Annotated in this window: 19 protein-coding genes; 15 read left to right on the top strand and 4 right to left on the bottom strand. The window is 73.2% G+C overall.

Annotation, left to right across the window (positions count from 1 at the left end; genetic code table 11):
• Positions 1-46: 46 nt before the first annotated feature.
• Positions 47-997 (bottom strand): LLM class F420-dependent oxidoreductase, encoded by a 951-nt coding sequence (locus tag IE217_RS29105; RefSeq protein WP_190180934.1) that lies wholly within the window; start codon positions 995-997, stop codon positions 47-49.
• Between the two features lie 228 nt (positions 998-1,225).
• On the opposite strand from IE217_RS29105, the gene IE217_RS29110 reads away from it, so the two are divergent.
• The 13 genes from IE217_RS29110 (at position 1,226) to IE217_RS29170 (ending at position 11,350) form a co-directional block, all read left to right on the top strand.
• Complete coding sequence (locus IE217_RS29110) at positions 1,226-2,860, top strand: NAD(P)/FAD-dependent oxidoreductase (protein ID WP_190180991.1); 1,635 nt, start codon at positions 1,226-1,228, stop codon at positions 2,858-2,860.
• Positions 2,861-2,948: 88 nt separating this feature from the next.
• The gene (locus IE217_RS29115) at positions 2,949-4,796 is read left to right on the top strand and encodes a transketolase (protein ID WP_190180935.1); all 1,848 of its coding nucleotides are present in this window, start codon (positions 2,949-2,951) and stop codon (positions 4,794-4,796) included.
• Complete coding sequence (ligD, locus tag IE217_RS29120) at positions 4,793-5,731, top strand: non-homologous end-joining DNA ligase (protein WP_229865679.1); 939 nt, start codon at positions 4,793-4,795, stop codon at positions 5,729-5,731. Before IE217_RS29115 ends, ligD begins: the two co-directional genes overlap by 4 nt.
• Before the next feature lie 105 nt (positions 5,732-5,836).
• Positions 5,837-6,208 carry a gas vesicle protein GvpO gene (locus IE217_RS29125; RefSeq protein WP_190180936.1) on the top strand — a complete coding sequence of 124 codons (372 nt, stop codon included), beginning with the start codon at positions 5,837-5,839 and terminating at the stop codon, positions 6,206-6,208.
• 110 nt (positions 6,209-6,318) lie between these two features.
• Positions 6,319-6,750 carry a gas vesicle structural protein GvpA gene (locus tag IE217_RS29130; protein ID WP_190180937.1) on the top strand — a complete coding sequence of 144 codons (432 nt, stop codon included), beginning with the start codon at positions 6,319-6,321 and terminating at the stop codon, positions 6,748-6,750.
• Positions 6,747-7,517, top strand: coding sequence for a GvpL/GvpF family gas vesicle protein (locus tag IE217_RS29135; RefSeq protein WP_190180938.1), 771 nt, complete (start codon positions 6,747-6,749; stop codon positions 7,515-7,517). The genes IE217_RS29130 and IE217_RS29135 overlap by 4 nt, the downstream gene beginning before the upstream one ends.
• A gap of 4 nt (positions 7,518-7,521) precedes the next feature.
• On the top strand, positions 7,522-7,785 hold the full coding sequence (locus IE217_RS29140) for a gas vesicle protein GvpG (RefSeq protein ID WP_190180939.1): 264 nt from the start codon (positions 7,522-7,524) through the stop codon (positions 7,783-7,785).
• Complete coding sequence (locus tag IE217_RS29145; RefSeq protein WP_190180940.1) at positions 7,782-8,513, top strand: DNA primase; 732 nt, start codon at positions 7,782-7,784, stop codon at positions 8,511-8,513. Before IE217_RS29140 ends, IE217_RS29145 begins: the two co-directional genes overlap by 4 nt.
• Positions 8,510-9,697 carry an SRPBCC family protein gene (locus tag IE217_RS29150; RefSeq protein ID WP_190180941.1) on the top strand — a complete coding sequence of 396 codons (1,188 nt, stop codon included), beginning with the start codon at positions 8,510-8,512 and terminating at the stop codon, positions 9,695-9,697. The genes IE217_RS29145 and IE217_RS29150 overlap by 4 nt, the downstream gene beginning before the upstream one ends.
• Positions 9,694-10,053: a gas vesicle protein gene (locus IE217_RS29155; protein ID WP_190180942.1), complete on the top strand. Its 360-nt coding sequence runs from the start codon at positions 9,694-9,696 to the stop codon at positions 10,051-10,053. The genes IE217_RS29150 and IE217_RS29155 overlap by 4 nt, the downstream gene beginning before the upstream one ends.
• Positions 10,050-10,862, top strand: a complete 813-nt coding sequence (locus IE217_RS29160) for a GvpL/GvpF family gas vesicle protein (protein ID WP_190180943.1) — start codon at positions 10,050-10,052, stop codon at positions 10,860-10,862. Before IE217_RS29155 ends, IE217_RS29160 begins: the two co-directional genes overlap by 4 nt.
• Positions 10,859-11,062: a gas vesicle protein gene (locus IE217_RS29165; RefSeq protein ID WP_190180944.1), complete on the top strand. Its 204-nt coding sequence runs from the start codon at positions 10,859-10,861 to the stop codon at positions 11,060-11,062. The genes IE217_RS29160 and IE217_RS29165 overlap by 4 nt, the downstream gene beginning before the upstream one ends.
• Before the next feature lie 6 nt (positions 11,063-11,068).
• Positions 11,069-11,350: a gas vesicle protein K gene (locus IE217_RS29170; RefSeq protein WP_189706113.1), complete on the top strand. Its 282-nt coding sequence runs from the start codon at positions 11,069-11,071 to the stop codon at positions 11,348-11,350.
• A gap of 42 nt (positions 11,351-11,392) precedes the next feature.
• Here the strand turns inward: IE217_RS29170 and IE217_RS29175 are convergent, their stop codons facing one another.
• The 3 genes from IE217_RS29175 to IE217_RS29185 form a co-directional block, all read right to left on the bottom strand.
• Positions 11,393-11,563 carry a hydrophobic protein gene (locus IE217_RS29175; RefSeq protein WP_190180945.1) on the bottom strand — a complete coding sequence of 57 codons (171 nt, stop codon included), beginning with the start codon at positions 11,561-11,563 and terminating at the stop codon, positions 11,393-11,395.
• A 41-nt stretch (positions 11,564-11,604) separates the two neighbouring features.
• Positions 11,605-12,426, bottom strand: a complete 822-nt coding sequence (locus IE217_RS29180; protein WP_190180946.1) for a class I SAM-dependent methyltransferase — start codon at positions 12,424-12,426, stop codon at positions 11,605-11,607.
• Between the two features lie 179 nt (positions 12,427-12,605).
• Positions 12,606-14,099, bottom strand: coding sequence for a bifunctional phosphatase PAP2/diacylglycerol kinase family protein (locus IE217_RS29185; protein ID WP_190180947.1), 1,494 nt, complete (start codon positions 14,097-14,099; stop codon positions 12,606-12,608).
• Between the two features lie 111 nt (positions 14,100-14,210).
• Here IE217_RS29185 and IE217_RS29190 point away from each other — a divergent pair, with 111 nt between their 5' ends.
• On the top strand, positions 14,211-14,900 hold the full coding sequence (locus IE217_RS29190) for a histidine phosphatase family protein (RefSeq protein ID WP_190180948.1): 690 nt from the start codon (positions 14,211-14,213) through the stop codon (positions 14,898-14,900).
• An 80-nt stretch (positions 14,901-14,980) separates the two neighbouring features.
• Entirely contained in the window at positions 14,981-16,600 is a 1,620-nt protein-coding gene (locus IE217_RS29195; protein ID WP_190180949.1) for an ABC-F family ATP-binding cassette domain-containing protein, read from the top strand.
• Positions 16,601-16,611 lie beyond the last annotated feature (11 nt).

Raw genomic sequence — 16,611 nt, forward strand, 5'->3', positions numbered from 1 at the left:
CAGGCGGGGCCCGTCCCATTCGCTCACGATCCGCTCACGACCGCGTTCACAGCTGCGGCAGCACCTTCGTGCGGTAGAAGTCGAAGAAGCCGCGGTGGTCCGGGCCGATCTGGTTGACGTAGATCCGGTCGAAGCCCGCGTCCGCGAACTGCTTGAGTTCCGCGACGTGTTCGTCGGCGTCGTCCCCGCACACCCGGTTCTCGCGCACCATGTCCTCGGTGACCAGTTGCTGCGCCTGCTCGAAGTGCCGCGGCGAGGGCAGCACTTGGCCCAGCTCGCCCGGCAGCAGCTCGTTGGGCCACAGCCGGTGGACGGTGCGCACGCACTCTTCCTTGTCGGTCCCGTAGCAGACCTTCGTGCCGCCGCTGACGAGCTTGCCGCCGCCCCCGCCCTTGCGGTACTGCTCCACCATCGCCGCGTCCGGCATCATCGTGATGTAGCCGTCGCCGACCCGCGAGGCCAGCTGGGTCGCCGCCGGACCGAAGCCGGAGACGTCGATACGCACCGGCTCGTCCGGCACCGTGTAGAGGCGCGCGTTCTCCACCGTGTAGTGGGTGCCGTGGTGGCTGACCTCCTCGCCGGTGAACAGCCGCCGCATCACCTGGATCGCCTCCTCCAGCATCTCCAGGCGGACGTGCGCGGGCGGCCAGTGATCGCCCAGGATGTGCTCGTTGAGCGCCTCCCCGCTGCCGACGCCGAGCCGGAAGCGGCCGCCGGTCATCACCGCGCTGGTGGCCGCGGCCTGCGCCACGACGGCCGGGTGCATACGCACGGTCGGGCAGGTCACGGCGGTCTCGACGGGCAGGGACACGGCCTCGGACAGCGCGCCGATCACGGACCACACGAACGGGCTCTGCCCCTGCGCGTCGTTCCAGGGGTGGTAGTGGTCGGAGATCCACAGCGCCTGGAAACCGGCCTGCTCGGCCATCCGTGCCTGCTCGATCAGCTCGGCGGGCCCGTACTGCTCGCACGAGAGGAAATAGCCGTATTCGGGCATGGGGGTGTGCCTCCGTGACGTGGTCGGGGTGGAACGCCCCACCGGGTTTCCCTCCCGCAACGCCGGAAACCGCGCCCGCCCCGCCGGAAACCGCGCCCGCAGCCCCGGCGCACGTTTGGACGCCCGGGCCAGGGGGACGCGGGAGGTTCCGCACGAGCTGTAAATGCTGTGGCAACCGCACGAGCCACGCGACCGCGCCGGAGGCGAACCGTGAGTCGACCCCGCATCGTGATCGTCGGTGCCGGCTTCGCCGGCTACCGGACGGCCCGGACCCTGTCCCGCATGTCCCAGGGCAAGGCCGACATCACCCTGCTCAACCCGACCGACTACTTCCTGTACCTGCCGCTGCTGCCCCAGGTGGCCGCCGGCATCCTGGAGCCCCGCCGGGTCACCGTCTCCCTCTCCGGCACCCTGCCCCACGTCCGGCTGGTCCTCGGCGAGGCGCACGGCGTCGACATGGACGCCCGCACCGTCCAGTACACCGACCCCGAGGGCAACGGCGGCACGCTCGCCTACGACCGGCTGGTGCTGGCCGTGGGCAGCGTCAACAAGCTGCTGCCGATCCCCGGTGTCGCCGAGCACGCGCACGGCTTCCGCGGACTGCCCGAGGCGCTCTACCTGCGCGACCACGTGACCCGCCAGGTCGAGCTCGCGGCCGCCGCCGAGGACCGGGACACCTGCGCCGCCCGCTGCACCTTCGTGGTGGTGGGCGCCGGGTACACCGGCACCGAGGTGGCCGCGCACGGCAAGATGTACACCGACGCCCAGGTGCGCAAACACCCGCTGCGGCAGGGCATGAGCCCGCGCTGGATGCTGCTGGACGTCGCGCCCCGGGTGCTGCCCGAGATGGACGAACGGCTCTCGGCCACCGCCGACCGGGTGCTGCGCGAGCGCGGTGTGGACGTGCGCATGGGCACCTCCGTGAAGGAGGCCACGCACGAGGGGGTGCTGCTCACGGACGGCGAGTTCGTGCCCAGCCGCACGCTGGTGTGGTGCGTGGGCGTGCGGCCCGATCCGCTGGTGGAGAGCACCGGCGAGGCGCTGGAGCGGGGGCGGCTGGTCGTCGACCCGTACCTCCAGGTGCCGGGGCGGCCCGAGGTGTTCGCGTGCGGTGACGCGGCGGCCGTGCCGGACCTGAACAACCCGGGCAAGTACACGCCGATGACCGCGCAACACGCCTGGCGGCACGGGAAGGTCGCCGCGGTCAACGTCGCCGCCTCGCTGGGCGTGGGCGAGCGGCGTCCTTACCGGCACCGCGACCTCGGCTTCGTGGTGGACCTCGGCGGCACGCAGGCCGCCGCCAACCCGCTCGGCGTCCCGCTGTCCGGCCCGGCGGCCGGCGCGGTGACCCGCGGCTACCACCTTGCCGCGATGCCGGGCAACCGGGTCCGGGTGGCCGCGGACTGGCTGCTGGACGCCGTACTGCCGCGCCAGTCCGTGCAGTTGGGTCTCGTACGGTCCTGGTCGGTGCCGCTGGAGTCGTCCTCCCCGGAGCTGGCCCGCGTACCGGGCGGCCCGGGCGGGCAGGCCCGCACGGACGAACCCGCGGGGACGGAGAGTCGGCCGGGCGGTGAACCCGCGAAGAACCAGCCGGGCGGTGAACCCGCGAAGAACCAGCCGGGCGGTGAACCCGCGAAGAACCAGCCGGGCGGTGAACCCGCGAAGAACCAGCCGGGCGGTGAACCCGCGAAGAACCAGCCGGGCGGCGAGCCCGCCAAGAACCAGCCGGGCGGCGAACCCGCCAAGAACCAGCCGAGCGGCGAGCCGGCCAAGAGCCGGTCCGGGGCGCCCGCGCGTTCCGGGCGGGCCAAGCGAAGGCATCCCCACCACCCCGCCCCCGGCCCCGTCGAACGTGACGACTGACGCCAAGCAGCCGGCGCAGCCGACGTAGTTGACGCAGCCGACGTAGTCGACGCATCGACGCATCCGAGCAGGAGACCGAAGGAGACTCATGGACACCGCCGAACTCGTCGAGCTCGGCCAGCAGTTGCGCGTGGACAGCGTGCGGGCCGCCGCAGCGGCGGGCTCCGGGCACCCGACGTCCTCCATGTCCGCCGCGGACCTGATGGCCGTACTGCTGGCCCACCACCTCCGCTACGACTTCGACCACCCCGAACACCCCGGCAACGACCGCTTCGTCCTGTCCAAGGGACACGCCTCGCCCCTGCTCTACTCCGCCTACAAGGCGGCCGGGGCCATCGACGACGAAGAGCTGCTCACCTTCCGCAAGCTGGGCAGCCGGCTGGAGGGCCACCCCACTCCGCAGCGGCTGCCGTGGGTGGAGACGGCCACCGGCTCGCTCGGCCAGGGGATGCCCATCGGCGTCGGCATCGCGCTGGCCGGCAAGCGGCTCGACCACGCCGACTACCGGGTGTGGGTGCTGTGCGGGGACAGCGAGATGGCGGAGGGCTCGATCTGGGAGGCCGCCGAGCACGCCGGGTACGAGCACCTGGACAACCTGACCGTGATCGTGGACGTCAACCGGCTGGGCCAGCGCGGCCCCACCCGGCACGGCCACGACCTGGACGCCTACGCGCGCCGCTTCCGCGCCTTCGACTGGCACACGGTCGAGATCGACGGCCACGACGTGGACGCCGTCGACCGCGCCTACGGCGAGGCGATCTCCACCAGGGGCCAGCCCACCGCGATCATCGCCCGCACCCTCAAGGGCAAGGGCGTCCACGCCACCGAGGACCGCGAGGGACTGCACGGCAAACCGGTCAAGGACGCCGACGAGGCGATCGAGGAACTCGGCGGGGTCCGCGACCTGCGCGTGAGCGTCCACGCCCCGCCGGACGTCCGCTCCCGCCGGCCCGTCGGCGACGGCGGCCTGGAGCTGCCCCGCTGGGACAAGGGCGAAAAGGTCGCGACCCGCGACGCCTACGGCGAGGCGCTCGCCGCGCTCGGCACCGCGCGCGGCGACGTGGTGGCCCTGGACGGCGAGGTGGGCGACTCCACGCGCGCGGAGTTCTTCGCCAAGGAGCACCCCGAGCGCTACTTCGAGTGCTACATCGCCGAGCAGCAGATGGTCGCGACCGCGGTCGGCATGGCCCGCCGTGGCTGGGTGCCCTACGCCTCCACCTTCGCGGCCTTCCTCACCCGCGCCTACGACTTCGTGCGCATGGCCTCGGTGAGCGGCTCCGGCATCAACCTCAACGGCTCCCACGCGGGCGTCTCGATCGGCCAGGACGGGCCCAGCCAGATGGGCCTGGAGGACCTGTCGATGATGCGGGCGATCCACGGCTCGACCGTGCTGTACCCGAGCGACGCCAACCAGACCGCCAAGCTCGTCGCGCGGATGGCGGACCTCGACGGCATCCGCTACCTGCGCACCTCGCGCGGGGAGAGCCCGGTGCTCTACGGGCCGGACGAGGAGTTCCCCGTGGGCGGCAGCAAGGTGCTGCGCTCCTCCGGCGCCGACCGCCTGACGATCGTCGCCGCCGGCGTCACCCTGCACGAGGCGCTCGCCGCCGCCGACGCGCTCGCCCGGGAGGACATCGCCGTCCGCGTGATCGACCTGTACTCCGTCAAGCCCGTCGACCGGGACACCCTGCGGCGGGCCGCCGAGGAGACCGGCTGCCTGCTCACCGTCGAGGACCACCGCGAGGAGGGCGGCCTCGGCGACGCCGTCCTCGACGCGTTCCTCGACGGCCGCCCGGTGCCGCGCCTGGTCCGCCTCGCCGTCCGTACGATGCCGGGCTCGGCCTCGCCCGCCGAGCAGCTGCACGCGGCGGGCATCGACGCCGAGTCGATCGCGGCCTCCGCACGGCTGCTGGTCGAGGAGGCGATCGTGCGGTGAGCCAAGCGCCGCGCGCGGTGCGAGCCGGCCGGCGCACGGTCCCGGTGCACCGGCCGGAGAAGGTCCTGCTGGCGGGGCGCGAGGAGGACGAGGCGACGGGGTACACCAAGGGCGACCTCGCCGACTACCACCGCGCCGTCGCCCCGTACATGCTGCCGCATCTGCGCGGCCGGCCGCTGATGCTGGAGCGGCACTCCGACGGCCCGGACGGCCCGGTGTTCATGCAGAAGAACACGCCGGACACCTACCCGGACTGGATCACGCGGGTGGAGGTCCCCAAGGAGGGTGGCACGGTCACGCACACGGTGTGCGACGACACCGCCACCCTCGTGTACCTCGCCGACCAGGCGTGTGTGACGCTGCACCGCTGGCTGTCCCGCGCCGACCGGATCCGCTGCCCGGACCGCATGGTGTTCGACCTCGACCCGCCCGGCGACGACGTCGTGGACTTCGCGCCGGTGCGCGAGGCGGCGCGCCGCCTGCGCGAGCTGCTGGACGAGCTGGGGCTGCCCTCGGCCCTGATGACGACGGGCTCGCGCGGCCTGCACCTCGTCGTGCCCCTCGACGGGCGCGAGGACGTCGACGAGGTGCGCGCCTTCGCCCGTGACGCCGCCGACGTGCTCGCCGCCGCGCACCCCGACCGGTTCACCACCGCCGCCCGCAAGAAGGACCGCGGCGGGCGCCTGTACCTCGACGTGCAGCGCAACGGGTACGCCCAGACCGCGGTCGCCCCCTATACCGTCCGGGCCCGCCCCGGCGCGCCCGTGGCCGCGCCCGTCTCCTGGGACCAGCTGGACGACCCGGACCTCGACGCGCGGCGGTGGACCATCGCCGACGCCGTCGAGCACGCGCGGACCCGTCCGTGGGCCGGGATCCCGCGCCGGGGCCGCGCCCTGGGACCGGCACGGCGCCGCCTCGACGCGCTGCGTGGCTGATACACGCAGCGCCCTGCGCAGGTGGAACGCCGTGTCCTGGGGCACGCCTGTACCCGTACAGGTTTGGCCATGGAACCTGCGGCCACACGGAGAGAAGAGGTGGCCATGGCGAATACAGAAAACACATCAGAGTCGCAGGATTCACAAGAGCCACAGGAATCTCAGGAGTCACGTACCGAAGACGACAACCACGCGACGGCGCGCCGGCCCAGGCCCATGGAGGTACTGCGCGAGGCGCGCGCCCAGTTCGCCGAGCTGACCAACCTGACCCCGGAGTCGGTCACGTCCTTCGAGCAGACGGACGACGGCTGGTCCCTGGAGATCGAGGTGCTCGAACTCGCCCGCGTGCCCGACACGATGAGCCTGATGGCGAGCTACGAGGTCGAGCTCGACGACGAGGGCCAGCTCGCCGGTTACCGGCGGCTGCGCCGCTACGAACGCGGACGCTCCGACGCGCAGCGGCACGGCGGCCGCTAGGCCGCCCGCCCCCGACGCGCGGCAGCAACAGGCGAAGACATCGACCGACGCATCAACCGACACATCGACCGAGACAACCACTGAGACAACAACAAGGAGGCACGGCCGGCATGACCGTAGTCCCGGCACAGACGTCCGGCGGCGGAGGCGGAAGCAGCGGCCTCTACGACGTACTGGAACTCGTCCTCGACAGGGGGCTGGTGATCGACGCGTTCGTGAGGGTTTCCCTTGTAGGCATCGAGATCCTGAAGATCGACGTGCGTGTCGTCGTCGCCAGCGTGGACACGTATCTGCGCTTCGCCGAAGCGTGCAACCGGCTCGACCTGGAGTCCGGGCCGCACAAGAGCCCGGGCCTGCCCGACATCGTCGGCGAGGTCACGGAGTCCGGCGCGCGCGGCAAGTCCAAGGGCGCGCTCTCCGGCGCCGCCCAGACCGTTTCCGACGCCTTCAAGCAGGCCCGCTCCGAGAGCTCCGGTGACTCCGAGCCCCGGCCGCGGGCGCGCAAGGCCACGCCGGCGCGCAGGAAGGAGGAGCAGGAGTGAGCACGTACGTCTACGGGATCACCGCGGCCTCGCACCCCTCCCTGCCGGAGGGCATGGGCGGCGTCGGCGACCCGCCGCGGCCGGTGCGCATCCTCAAGGCGGGTGAACTGGCCGCCGTGGTCAGCGACGCGCCGGAGGGCCTGCGCCCCAAGCGCAAGGACCTGCTCGCCCACCAGAACGTGCTCAGCGAGACCGGCGCGGGCGGCTGCGTGCTGCCCATGCGGTTCGGCAGCGTCGCCCCCGACGACGACGCCGTCGGCGGTGTGCTCACCGAGCGCGCCGCGCACTACACCGAGCGTCTGCGGGCGCTGGACGGCAAGGTCGAGTACAACGTCAAGGGCAGCCACGTCGAGGAGGCGGTGCTGCACCGGGTGATGGCCGAGAACCCCGACATCCGGGCCCAGGCCGAGGCCAACCGGCGCTCTGGCGGCGGAAGTTACGACGACAAGATCCGGCTCGGCGAGATGGTCGCCGCCGCCGTGCAGGCCCGCGAGGCCGGGGACGCCGCCGAGGTGGTGCGCGCCCTGGAGCCCGCGGCCGCCGCGGTCAGCGCCGGCCCGGAGTCCACCGGGTGGCTCGTCAACGCCTCGTTCCTGGTCGACCGGGGCTCGGCGGAGGAGTTCCTGGCCGCCGTCGAGCAGGCCCGCAAGGACCTGCCCCACCTGGAACTGCGCGTCAACGGGCCGCTGCCGCCCTACAGCTTCGTCGAGCCCGGCCCGGCCGAGCCGGCGGGGACCGCGGCGGGAGCCGACGCGGGAGCGGAGTGAGGTCATGGGACTGATCTCGGAGGTGCTGCTGCTGCCGTTCGCTCCGGCGCGCGGCAGCGCCTGGGTGATCAGACAGGTGCTGCACGAAGCGGAACGGATCTACTACGACCCGGCCACCGTCCGGGCCGAACTGGCCCGGCTGGAGGAGCGACTGGAGGCGGGCGAGATCACCGAGGAGGAGTTCGACCGCCAGGAGGACGAACTGCTGGACCGGTTGGAGACCGGCATGGGCGGGGGCGCGGAGACGGGTGAGGGGACGGCACGATGAATCGAGTGGGACTGGGCCTCGCGGTAGGGGCCGGATACCTGTTGGGACGCACGAAGAAGGCGAAACTCGCCTTCGCCGTGGGCAGTCTCGTCGCGGGCAAGAAGATGAACCTGGGACCGCGCGCGATAGCGGACCTGGTCAACCAGCAGCTCAAGGACAACCCGCAGTTCAAGGAGATCGGGGACCAGCTGCGCCAGGACCTCAGGGGTGTGGGCAAGGCGGCCTCGGGCGCGATGGTCGAGCGCCAGATGAGCGCGCTCGCCGACCGGCTGCACGGCCGCACCGCGCAGGTCCGCGACCAGCTCGCCGGCGTGGTCCCGGAGACCGGGGACGACGGGAACGACGAGGCTCGTGAAGGCCGCGGGGACGCCGACGAGGGCGCCGCCGAGGACGAGTACGACGACGACTACGACGACCGCGAGGGCCGTGAGGCCGACGAGGCCGACGAGGAAGCCCCCGAGGACCGGGAAGACCGGGACGACCGGGACGACCGGGACGGCGACGGGGCCCGGGACGCGGCCGGGAAGGCCGCCAGGAAGGCGCCGGCCCAGCAGGCGGCGAAGAAGCCGCCCGCGAAGAAGGCTCCTGCCAGGAAGGCCCCCGCCAAGAAGGCGGCGGCCAAGAAGACCGCGGCCGCGGGCAAGACGGCCGCGAAGAAGACGGCCGCGTCCGGCGGCGCCTCACGCGCCGCCCACTCCCGGCCGGCGAAGGGTGGCGGTGACCGATGACCGAGACCCTCGGATCCGCGACGTCCGCCGCGGGCAAGGCCGCGGGTGGTGCGGCGAAGGACAACCCGCTCACCGGGCTCGCCCACAGCGAGGCCGCCGACCGGCTGAAGGCGGAGGTGCAGGAGTACCTCTCCGCCCAGGCCGAACGGGTGCTGGCCGGCTTCGGCCGCAAGCTCGGCGAGACCACCGGCAAGCTCAACGACATCGCCGAGGGCAACAGCCCCGGCTTCGCCAAGCTCGCCCTCGACACCGGCCGCAAGGTCGCCGAGGGCAAGGGCCCGGTGCGTTCGATGCTGGAGGCCGGGGCCTCGCGCGCCAAGGACAGTGTGATGGACACGGTCAAGAACCTCGGCGGGGGCGGAAAGGGCAAGCGCAAGAGCGGCGGGGGCAACAAGCCGACCGTCATCATGGAGTACGTCGACGTCGGCGTGCCGTTGCGCACCGCCTACGACCAGTGGACCCGGTTCCAGGACTTCAGCACCTTCGCCAAGGGGGTCAAGAGCGCCGGTCGCGCCGACGACACCCACTCGGACTGGCAGGCGAAGGTCTGGTGGTCCAGCCGCAGCTGGAAGGCCACGACGACCGAGCAGGTGCCCGACTACCGCATCCAGTGGACGTCGGAGGGCGCGAAGGGCAGCACGAAGGGCGTCGTCTCCTTCCACAGCCTGGAGGAGAACCTCACCCGCGTCCTGCTGGTCATGGAGTACTACCCGAGCGGCTTCTTCGAGAAGACGGGCAACATCTGGCGCGCCCAGGGCCGCCGGGCCCGGCTCGACCTGAAGAACTACGCCCGCTTCATCACCCTCAAGGGGGAGGCGGAGGACGGCTGGCGCGGCGAGATCCGCGACGGCGAGGTCGTCCGCAGCCACGAGGACGCCCTCGCGGAGGAGGAAGAGGAGGGCTCCGAGGAGGGCGCCACCGCCGAGGACGAGAACGAGGACGAGAACGAGGAGGAGCCGGAGGAGGAAGAGGCCGCCTACGAGGACGAGGACCGGGGCGAGGAAGAGGAGCCGTACGAGGAGGACGAGGAGGAGGGCCCCTACGCCGAGGAGGAGAACGGCGAGGAGGGCAACGGCGAGTACGAGGACGAGCCCGAGGCGGAGGCCGCCGACGAGGGTGAGCCCGAGGCGGAGGCCGAGGACGTCGACGAGGACGAGTACGCCGAAGGCGGGAGCCGTCGATGACGACTCCGAGGCGGCTGCCCGATCCGTACGGCGGCCCGAGCAGCGGTGCCAACCTCGCGGACATCCTCGAGCGCGTCCTCGACAAGGGTGTGGTGATCGCGGGTGACATCCGCATCAACCTGCTGGACATCGAACTGCTCACCGTCAAACTCCGGCTCGTCGTCGCCTCGGTGGACAAGGCCAAGGAGATGGGCATCGACTGGTGGGAGAGCGACCCCGCGCTCTCCTCCCGCGCCCGGCGCGACGAACTCGCCCGGGAGAACGCGGAGTTGCGCGAGAGGCTGGCGCGACTCGAGGAACTGGAGGAGGGCGGTGGCCGGAGTGCCGGCCGCCGGCTTCCCAGGGAGGCACCATGACAGGACTGCGGTACGTGTACGCCGTCTGCCGTCCCCTCGAGGCGCCGCTCCAGGCGCAGTTGACCGGGGTGGCCGGGGCTCCGGCCAAACCGCTGGCCCACCACGGCCTGATCGCCGTGGTCAGCGAGGTACCCGAGCAGGACTTCGCCGAGGAACCCCTGCGCGCCCATCTGGAGGACCTGGACTGGCTCGCCGCCACCGCCCGCGCCCACCAGGGCGTGATCGACGCGCTCACCGTCGTCACCACCCCGCTGCCGTTGCGGCTCGCCACCGTCTTCCGGGACGACAGCGGGGTGCGCAGCATGATCGAGGCCCGCGAGGACCACATCCGCCGGACCCTCGACCGCCTGGAGGGGCGCGTGGAGTGGGGCGTCAAGGTCTACCTGGAGAACGCCGGGGCCGAACGAGCGGCGCAGGCCGCCGAGCCGGCGTCCAGGCCCGCCTCGGGCCGCGACTACCTGCGCCGGCGGCGGCAGGAGACCAGGGCGCACGAGGACCAGTGGCAGCGGGCGGAGGCCTTCGCCACCGCGCTGCACGGCAAGTTGTCGGCGTTCGCCGAGGACGCCCGGCTGCACGCGCCGCAGAACGCGGCGCTCACCGGCGAGGCCGGGCGCAACGTGCTCAACGCGGCCTACCTCGTGCCCCGCGCGCACTCCGAGGAGTTCGTGGAGCTGGTGGACCGCACGAAGGACGACTCCCCGGGCATGCGCGTGGAACTCACCGGCCCCTGGGCGGCGTACTCCTTCGCCGGCGACACCCCGCCGGACGAGGCGCCGGACGAGGCACCGGGTGGGGAGGGGCCGGCATGACGGTCGTCGAACGCCGTGAGATCGCGCTGGTCGACCTGCTGGACCGGCTGCTGGCCGGCGGGGTCGTCATCACCGGGGACGTCACCTTGCGCATCGCGGACGTCGACCTCGTCCGCATCGACCTCAACGCCCTGATCAGCTCGGTGAACGCCAATGTGCCGTCCCCCTTCGAGGCACTGGAACCCCAAGAGGAGCAGTGAGCCGCCGTGACCGCGCGCAAGCGTCTGGAACTCGAACCCGACACCGTCGAACGCGACCTGGTGAAACTGGTCCTGACGGTGGTGGAACTGCTGCGTCAGCTGATGGAACGGCAGGCGCTGCGCCGCTTCGACGTCGGTGACCTGACCGAGGAGCAGGAGGAGCGCATCGGCCTGACGCTGATGCTGCTCGAGGACCGCATGGCCGAACTGCGCGACCGCTACGGACTGCGGCCCGAGGACCTGAATCTGGACCTCGGGCCGCTGGGACCGCTGCTTCCCCGGGAGTGAGCGGCCCGGGTCTCCCGGGCGCCGTCCCCGCCTACCGGACGACTACCACCTGTACCAACGGCCCCTGCCGCCGGCGGTGGTCGTACCGCGGACCAGGAAGCCCAGCAGCCACACGACGAGCACCGCCAGCGCAATCCACCAGAGCACCTTCACCGCGAATCCGACCCCGAAGAGAATCAGCGCCAGAAGCAGTACGAGCAGGATGGGAACCATAATGAACCTCCTGCTGGTCCGGGTTTCCCGCAAAGCCGCGATCAGGCCCCCTTGCGGCACAGGATTTCCCCGTGCAGGACGGCGAACCAGCCGTCCTCGCGCCGCCCCCACTCCCGCCAGGCGTCCGACACCGCCCGCAGCCGGTCCGCGGTGGCGTGACCGCCCTCGGTGGCGCGGTCGGCGTACGCGGACGCCAGGGTCCGGTCGGCCCACAGCCCGCTCCACCACGCGCGCTCGTCCTCAGTGACGTAGGTCCAGGTGGAGGAGGTGGCCGTGACGTCCGCGCAGCCGGCCGCCAGCGCCCAGGAGCGCAGCCTGCGGCCCGCGTCGGGCTCGCCGCCGTTGGCGCGGGCCACCCGCCGGTACAGGTCCAGCCAGTCGTCCAGGCCCGGCACCTCGGGGTACCAGGTCATCGCCGCGTAGTCCGCGTCCCGGACGGCGACGTACCCGCCCGGCTTCGTCACCCGCAGCATCTCGCGCAGCGCCCGCACCGGGTCGCCCACGTGCTGGAGCACCTGGTGGGCGTGGACCACGCAGAACGTGTCGTCCGGGTAGTCCAGGGCGTGCACGTCCGCGACCGCGAAGTCCACGTTGCTCAGCCCCCGTCGAGTCGCCGTCGCGCGGGCCTGCTCCAGCACGCCGGGCGCCCGGTCGACGCCGGTGACGTGCCCGGCGGGCACCAGCTGGGCCAGGTCGGCGGTGATGGTGCCCGGACCGCAGCCGATGTCCAGGATCCGCATGTGGGGCTTGAGCGAACCGAGCAGGTACGCCGCGGAGTTGGCGGCGGTGCGCCAGGTGTGCGAACGCAGTACGGACTCGTGGTGGCCGTGCGTGTAGACGGCCGTCTCCCGCGGCTCGGGCATGGCTGGACCCCTTCCGTCGAACCGGTGCGTCCAGGGGTCCCGTGACACCCCGGCCGGTGTCCGTCACGGTACGCCCGCGTGCCGCATGATGAGATACGCGTTTCGTATACTGGACTGACGGACGGTCGGGGACGCCGAAAGGGCGGCCCACGGGAGAACACGTCGGCCGCCCCCCGGGTTCACTGGGGCGGCAGCGGCCGGTACACCGTCAGCGCCTGCGGCAGCTTCTCCAGCCACACGTCGCCCTCCACCTCCATCACCTCGCCGTCGTAGGCGAGCAGGGTGCCGGGGGCGACGCCGGCCAGATGCAGCCGGCCCACCTGGACGGCGGCGTGCGCGGGGGAACGGGTCAGCGGCCCCGCCAGAGCGGCTGACAGCAGCCTGAGAGCGGGCCGCCGGCCACCGTGCACCACGCGCACGTCGAGCCGGCCGTCCGCCAGGTCCTGCCTGCGGCCGGGCGCCAGGCCCATGCGGTGGTACATGCCGTTGCCCGCGAACAGCAGCCACAGCGGGTGCCGCCGCCCCGCGAACTCCGCCTCCAGCGGGTGGCGGTCGGCGCGCAGCACCCGTACGGCCGCCAGCACCCCGGCCGGCCACCCGCCGATCCGCTCCGACCAGCGCTCCCGCTCGCGCACCAGCTCCGGGTAGACGCCGAGGCTGAAGGTGTTGAGGAAGACGCCCCGCTTCCGCCCGGCGACGAAGCGGCCCACGTCCACCCGCACGCCCTCGCCCTGCTCGACGGCCCGGCTCAGATCGCGGGCGTCCTCCACGCCGAGGTCGTAGGCGAAGTGGTTGAGGGTGCCGCCGGGCAGCACCGCCAGCGGCAGGCCGCGGCGCAGCGCCACCCCGGCGGCCGTGTTCACCGTGCCGTCGCCGCCGCACACGCCGAGCACCCTCGCATGGCCGGCCGCCCGCTCCAACTCGGCCTCCACGTCCTCAGGTTCGCACTCCACGACCTCGGCCTTCGGCAGCGCGTCGCGCAGCGCGCGGGCGCGGTCGGCGCTGCCGGAGGCGCTGTTGGCGACCAGCACCAGTCCCTCGCCGCCCGGCAGCGCCGGCAGGTCGGCGCGCGGCCGGGCCGGCGGCGCGGCCTGGGCCCGGGTCGGCACCAGGGCCCGTACGGCGAACGCGGCGCCCACGCCGAGGGCCGCGCCCGCCAGCACGTCGCTCGGGAAGTGCACGCCGGTGTAGACGCGGGACAGCGCGACCGAGGCGGCGACCGGGGCCACCGCCGCGCCCCAGGCCGGGGACTCCAGGGCGACCCCGGTCGCGAAGGCGGCCGCGGAGGCCGCGTGGCCGGACGGGAAGGACGTGGTGATGGGCTGCCGCTTGAGCCGGCGCATCACCGGCACCGGGTCCAGGACCGGCCGCGGGCGCCGCACCGAGCGCTTGCCGAGCGTGTTGATCGTCAGGGAGGCCAGGCTCAGCGATGCCAGGCCCCGGACCGCGGCACGGCGGGCGCGCGGGGTGCGGCTGGCCGTGATGGCCGCGGCCGCCGCGAACCACAGCACCCCGTGGTTCGCGCTCCGGCTCAGCCGGGGCAGCACGGGCCCGGCGCCCGGCCAGTTCCGCTCGGCCGCGAACTCGAAGAGCCGGCAGTCCAGGGCGAGCATCCGCTTCAGGGCGCTGTGGGCGCCGGTCTTCGGCACGGTGAGGTCGACGTCTGGGGTCATACAGGCACCGCTACCCTGATGTGGCCGTTTCTTGTGCGCCCGGTCGCGCGCGGGCGGCGCCACTCCTCCGTCCGGCTCCACGAACCGGCTCCTACGCCCGGGAAAGCCCGCATGCGCCTGCTCCTCGTACGCCATGGTCAGACCCCGTCCAACCTGGACGGCCTGCTGGACACCGCGCCGCCGGGCGCGGGGCTCACCGCACTCGGTGAGCGGCAGGCGGCCGCACTGCCCGAGGCGCTCGCCGGCGAGGACGTCGAGGCCGTCTACGCCTCGTCCCTGCTGCGCACCCGGCTCACCGCCGCGCCGCTGGCCGCCGCCCGCGGCCTGGACGTGCTCGTCCGCGACGGCCTGCGCGAGGTGGCCGCGGGCGAGCTGGAGATGGAGCCCGGCGACTCGCCGCGCGGGCAGCGGTACATGCGCACGGTGCTGGCCTGGGCCGCCGGGGACACCGCCCTGCGCATGCCGGGCGGCGAGAGCGGGGCGGAGACGCTGGCACGCCTGGACGCGGTCGTCGCCGAGGCGGCGGACAGCGGGGCCCGGACCGTCGTCATGGTCGGCCACGGCGCGGCCGTCCGGCTGTGGACCGCCGCCCGCGCCCACAACCTCGACGCGGACTTCGCCGCCGTCCACTCCCTGCGCAACACCGGCGTGGTGATCCTGGAGGGCTCGCCCGCGGACGGCTGGAAGGCCCTGTCCTGGGCGGGCGCGCTGGTGCCGCCCGCCGGGGAGAGCGGCCCGACCGGGCGCCCCGTACCCGGGGAACGGCCCCCGCGGCGAGGGCCCGCCCGGCACGAGCGGTAGGCCCCTCCCGGCCCGCCAGCGCGCGCCGGCCGGGATAAGCGTTTGCCGTGCCGTTGGGGCCGCCCGCAGAATGCGTGCTCATGGGACATCTGGAGGCCGCGCACCTGGAGTACTACCTGCCCGACGGGAGGGCGCTGCTCGGCGACGTCTCCTTCCGGGTGGGGGAGGGCGCCGCGGTGGCCCTCGTCGGCCCGAACGGCGCGGGCAAGACCACCCTGCTGCGCCTGATCTCCGGTGAGCTCAAGCCGCACGGCGGCACCGTGACCGTCAGCGGCGGCCTGGGCGTGATGCGCCAGTTCGTCGGCTCCGTACGGGACGAGACCACCGTGCGCGACCTGCTGGTGTCGGTCGCCCCGCCGCGCATCCAGGAGGCCGCGCGCGCCGTCGACGCGGCCGAGCACGCCATCATGACGGTCGACGACGAGGCCGCCCAGCTCGCGTACGCGCAGGCGCTGGCCGACTGGGCGGAGGCCCGCGGCTACGAGGCCGAGACCCTGTGGGACATGTGCACCACCGCGGCCCTCGGCGTGCCCTACGACAAGGCGCAGTGGCGGCAGGTGCGCACCCTGTCCGGCGGCGAGCAGAAGCGGCTGGTACTGGAGGCGCTGCTGCGCGGCACCGACGAGGTCCTGCTGCTCGACGAGCCGGACAACTACCTCGACGTGCCCGGCAAGCGCTGGCTGGAGGAGCGGCTGCGGGAGACCCGCAAGACGGTCCTGTTCGTCTCCCACGACCGCGAACTCCTCGCCCGCGCCGCCGAGAAGATCGTCTCCGTGGAACCCGGGCCCGGCGGCGCCGACGCCTGGGTGCACGGCGGCGGCTTCGCCACCTACCACGAGGCCAGGCGCGAACGCTTCGCCCGCTTCGAGGAGTTGCGCCGGCGCTGGGACGAGAAGCACGCCCAGCTGAAGAAGCTGGTGCTGAGTCTGCGTCAGGCGGCCACCATCAGCCACGAGTTGGCCTCCCGCTACCAGGCGGCGCAGACCAGGCTGCGCAAGTTCGAGGAGGCGGGGCCGCCCCCGGAGCCTCCGCGCGAGCAGGACATCCGCATGCGCCTGAAGGGCGGCCGCACCGGCGTCCGCGCGGTCACCTGCGCGAACCTGGAACTGACCGGCCTGATGAAACCCTTCGACCTGGAGGTGTTCTACGGCGAGCGGGTCGCCGTCCTCGGCTCCAACGGCTCGGGCAAGTCGCACTTCCTGCGGCTGCTGGCCGGCGAGGACGTGGCCCACACCGGGCAGTGGAAGCTCGGCGCCCGCGTGGTCCCCGGCCACTTCGCGCAGACCCACGCCCACCCCGAGCTCCAGGGCCGCACCCTGCTGGACATCCTGTGGAAGGAGCACGCGCAGGACCGCGGCGCGGCGATGTCACGGCTGCGCCGCTACGAGCTGACCGGCCAGGCCGAGCAGGCCTTCGACCGCCTCTCCGGCGGCCAGCAGGCCCGCTTCCAGATCCTCCTGCTGGAACTGGCCGGCGCCACGGCCCTCCTCCTGGACGAGCCGACCGACAACCTCGACCTGGAGTCCGCCGAGGCGCTCCAGGAGGGCCTGGAGGCCTTCGAGGGCACCGTCCTCGCCGTCACCCACGACCGCTGGTTCGCGCGCTCCTTCGACCGCTACCTGGTCTTCGGCGCGGACGGCCGGATCCGGGAGACCCCGGAACCGGTCTGGGACGAACGCCGCGTCGAACGCGCACGGTGAGGGCCGGGCGG

Origin of the sequence: Streptomyces naganishii JCM 4654 (assembly GCF_014650575.1) — a bacterium.
GTDB lineage: Bacteria > Actinomycetota > Actinomycetes > Streptomycetales > Streptomycetaceae > Streptomyces > Streptomyces naganishii.

Bases quoted from the DNA above. Each gene is read 5' to 3' on its own strand.
- IE217_RS29195 (WP_190180949.1), top strand. From the start codon at position 14,981: ATGGGACATCTGGAGGCCGCGCACCTGGAGTACTACCTGCCCGACGGG.
- IE217_RS29175 (WP_190180945.1), bottom strand. From the start codon at position 11,563: ATGGTTCCCATCCTGCTCGTACTGCTTCTGGCGCTGATTCTCTTCGGG.
- IE217_RS29125 (WP_190180936.1), top strand. From the start codon at position 5,837: ATGGCGAATACAGAAAACACATCAGAGTCGCAGGATTCACAAGAGCCA.
- IE217_RS29185 (WP_190180947.1), bottom strand. From the start codon at position 14,099: ATGACCCCAGACGTCGACCTCACCGTGCCGAAGACCGGCGCCCACAGC.
- IE217_RS29130 (WP_190180937.1), top strand. From the start codon at position 6,319: ATGACCGTAGTCCCGGCACAGACGTCCGGCGGCGGAGGCGGAAGCAGC.
- IE217_RS29145 (WP_190180940.1), top strand. From the start codon at position 7,782: ATGAATCGAGTGGGACTGGGCCTCGCGGTAGGGGCCGGATACCTGTTG.
- IE217_RS29115 (WP_190180935.1), top strand. From the start codon at position 2,949: ATGGACACCGCCGAACTCGTCGAGCTCGGCCAGCAGTTGCGCGTGGAC.
- IE217_RS29190 (WP_190180948.1), top strand. From the start codon at position 14,211: ATGCGCCTGCTCCTCGTACGCCATGGTCAGACCCCGTCCAACCTGGAC.
- IE217_RS29155 (WP_190180942.1), top strand. From the start codon at position 9,694: ATGACGACTCCGAGGCGGCTGCCCGATCCGTACGGCGGCCCGAGCAGC.
- IE217_RS29180 (WP_190180946.1), bottom strand. From the start codon at position 12,426: ATGCCCGAGCCGCGGGAGACGGCCGTCTACACGCACGGCCACCACGAG.
- IE217_RS29150 (WP_190180941.1), top strand. From the start codon at position 8,510: ATGACCGAGACCCTCGGATCCGCGACGTCCGCCGCGGGCAAGGCCGCG.
- IE217_RS29105 (WP_190180934.1), bottom strand. From the start codon at position 997: ATGCCCGAATACGGCTATTTCCTCTCGTGCGAGCAGTACGGGCCCGCC.
- IE217_RS29160 (WP_190180943.1), top strand. From the start codon at position 10,050: ATGACAGGACTGCGGTACGTGTACGCCGTCTGCCGTCCCCTCGAGGCG.
- IE217_RS29140 (WP_190180939.1), top strand. From the start codon at position 7,522: ATGGGACTGATCTCGGAGGTGCTGCTGCTGCCGTTCGCTCCGGCGCGC.
- IE217_RS29165 (WP_190180944.1), top strand. From the start codon at position 10,859: ATGACGGTCGTCGAACGCCGTGAGATCGCGCTGGTCGACCTGCTGGAC.